Origin of the sequence: Melaminivora alkalimesophila, from assembly GCF_000282995.1 — a bacterium.
Taxonomy (GTDB): domain Bacteria; phylum Pseudomonadota; class Gammaproteobacteria; order Burkholderiales; family Burkholderiaceae_C; genus Melaminivora; species Melaminivora alkalimesophila.
Window position 1 is genome coordinate 1 of sequence record NZ_ALEE01000312.1, and the last position, 2736, is coordinate 2736.

Here is a 2736-nt window from a genome sequence, read left to right on the forward strand (position 1 = left end):
GGCGCCTGTGGCCGCTGCGCGATCGCGCGCCGGTAGCCGGCCCGCATGAGATGGCGGCCGGCCTGGTGGCGCTGCTCGGCGACGCCGCCCACCCCATGCACCCCTACCTCGCCCAGGGCGCAGGGATGGCCATCGAGGACGCGGCGGAGCTGCAGCGGGCGCTGTCCATGCACGACCTGGAGGTGCCCCTGCGACTGCGTCGCTACGCGCTCAACCGCTGGCAGCGCAATGCGCGCGTGCAGGCGCGGGCGGCGCGCAACGGCGTGATCTTCCATGCGCGCGGGCCGCTGCGCTGGGGGCGCGACACGGCCCTGCGGCTGCTGGGGGGGCGGCTGCTGGACGTGCCGTGGCTCTACCACGGGGAAGGGCCAGGGTCCAGCCTGCTGTGAGGGCGCAGTGCCAGGCGCGGGCCGTTCAATACTGCAACCGCTCGGGGCGCACTTCCTGCAAGATGGTGGTGGCGATCTCCTCGATGCTCTTGGTCGTCGAGGACAGCCAGCGGATGCCCGAACGGCGCATCATCGCCTCGGCCTCGGCGACCTCGTAGCGGCAGTTCTCCAGGTCGGCGTACTTGGAGCCCGGGCGGCGCTCGTTGCGGATCTCCGACAGGCGCACCGGGTCGATGGTCAGGCCGAAGATCTTGCGCCGGTGGGGCACCAGCGCGGGCGGCAGCTGGCGGCGCTCGAAGTCCTCGGGGATCAGCGGGTAGTTCGCCACCTTCAGCCCGTGCTGCATCGCCAGGTACAGGCTGGTGGGCGTCTTGGCGCTGCGCGAGACGCCCACCAGGATGACGTCCGCGCCATCCAGGTCGCGGTGGCTCTGGCCGTCGTCGTGGTCCAGGCTGAAGTTGATGGCCTCGATGCGGTCGCTGTACTCCTTGGACATGCTGATGTCCGAGAAGCGCCCGACGCGGTGCATGGATTTCACGCCCAGCTCGGCCTCCAGCGGGCGGATGAAGGTGCTGAACATGTCCAGCAGCATGCCGCGGCAGCCTTCCTCGATGATGCGCAGCACGCTCATGTTCACCAGGGTCGTGAACACGATGGGCTTGCGGCCCTCCAGCTCGGCCGTGTGGTTGATCTGGCGCACCACCTGGTGGGCCTTGTCCTCGGTGTCGATGAAGGGCAGGCGCACGTGGCGCGGGCGCACATCGAACTGGGCCAGGATGGCGTTGCCGAAGGTCTCGGCCGTGATGCCGGTGCCGTCGGAGATGTAGAAGACCGTGCGCGTGGTGGAGGGCAACATGGGCAGGAGCAGAGGGCAGGGCGGGGGCGCCGCCCGGCGGGGCGGAACACTACAATGGCGCGCATTATTCCCAATTCCCCATCCATGCTCCGCGCCGGCCCACAACCACAACAGCAAAGCCGCAGCCGCCGCATGGGTGCCAGCCTGCCAGGCGCCCCCGTCCCCGCTCCCGCCCTGGCAGGCGCAGACCCGGTTTCAACTTCTGGAGCATTCCCATGTCTGCACGCTTTGAGGCGACCGCCCTGGTCGTACCGTTTGAAAACCTGAGGATGGAGGACGTCGAGGTCGTCGGCGGCAAGAACGCCAGCCTCGGCGAGATGATCTCGCAGCTGCCGCAGGGGGTGCGCGTGCCTACCGGCTTCGCCACCACGGCCCATGCCTTCCGCCAGTTCCTCGCGCACGAGGGTCTGGCCGGGCGCATCAGCGAGCGCCTGGCGCGGCTGGATGTGGAGGACGTGCGCGCGCTGGCGCAGGCGGGCGCGGAAATCCGCGGCTGGGTCGAGGCCCAGCCCTTTCCGGCCGATCTGGAGGCCGCCGTGCGCGCCGCCTTCGAGACCCTGTGCGCGGGCAATGCCCAGGCGAGCTTTGCGGTGCGCTCCTCCGCCACGGCCGAGGACCTGCCCGATGCCTCCTTTGCCGGCCAGCAGGAGACTTTTCTGAACGTCGTCGGCATCGAGGACGTGCTGCACAAGATGAAGGAAGTGTTCGCCTCGCTCTACAACGACCGGGCGATCTCCTACCGCGTGCACAAGGGCTTCGCGCACGACGTGGTGGCGCTGTCGGCCGGGGTGCAGCGCATGGTGCGCTCGGACCTGGGCGCCGCCGGCGTGATGTTCACCATCGACACCGAGTCCGGCTTTGAGGACGTGGTGTTCGTCACCTCCAGCTACGGCCTGGGCGAGACGGTGGTGCAGGGGGCGGTGAACCCCGACGAGTTCTACGTGCACAAGCCGATGCTGCGCGCCGGCAAGCGCGCCGTGATCCGCCGCAATCTGGGCAGCAAGCTGATCCAGATGGTCTTCGCCTCGCCCGAGGAAAAGGCCGCCACGGGCAGGCTGGTGAAGACCGTCGATGTGCCGACGGAACAGCGCAACCGCTATTCGCTCAGCGACGACGAGGTGCAGCAGCTGGCGCACTACGCGCTGGTCATCGAGGAGCACTACGGCCGCCCGATGGACATCGAGTGGGGCAAGGACGGCACGGACGGCCAGCTCTACATCCTGCAGGCCCGCCCGGAGACCGTGAAGAGCCAGTCCCGGGGCCAGGCCGAACAACGCTTCACGCTGAAGGGCACGGGCACGGTGCTGGCCGAGGGCCGCGCCATCGGCCAGAAGATCGGCACCGGCCCGGTGCGGCTGGTGTCCGACATCGCCGAGATGGACAAGGTGCAGGCGGGCGACGTGCTGGTGACCGACATGACCGACCCGAACTGGGAGCCGGTGATGAAGCGCGCCTCGGCCATCGTCACCAACCGCGGCGGGCGCACCTGCC

The 2736-nt window shown here is 69.4% G+C and carries 3 protein-coding genes; 2 read left to right on the forward strand and 1 reads right to left on the reverse strand.

All coding sequences use genetic code 11. The features are described from left to right. Positions 1-389: FAD-dependent monooxygenase (locus tag A612_RS05815; RefSeq protein WP_040436203.1), on the forward strand; the 389-nt coding region annotated here is incomplete at its 5' end. 25 nt (positions 390-414) lie between these two features. On the opposite strand, the gene ppsR is transcribed toward A612_RS05815, so the two are convergent. Continuing rightward, the gene (ppsR, locus tag A612_RS05820) at positions 415-1245 is read right to left on the reverse strand and encodes a posphoenolpyruvate synthetase regulatory kinase/phosphorylase PpsR (protein ID WP_019373589.1); all 831 of its coding nucleotides are present in this window, start codon (positions 1243-1245) and stop codon (positions 415-417) included. Between the two features lie 215 nt (positions 1246-1460). On the opposite strand from ppsR, the gene ppsA reads away from it, so the two are divergent. Continuing rightward, on the forward strand, positions 1461-2736 hold a 1276-nt coding region (gene ppsA, locus A612_RS05825; protein ID WP_019373590.1), incomplete at its 3' end, for a phosphoenolpyruvate synthase.

Excerpts from the sequence above, each read along its gene's own strand:
- ppsR (WP_019373589.1), bottom strand. The coding sequence starts at position 1,245 with ATGTTGCCCTCCACCACGCGCACGGTCTTCTACATCTCCGACGGCACC.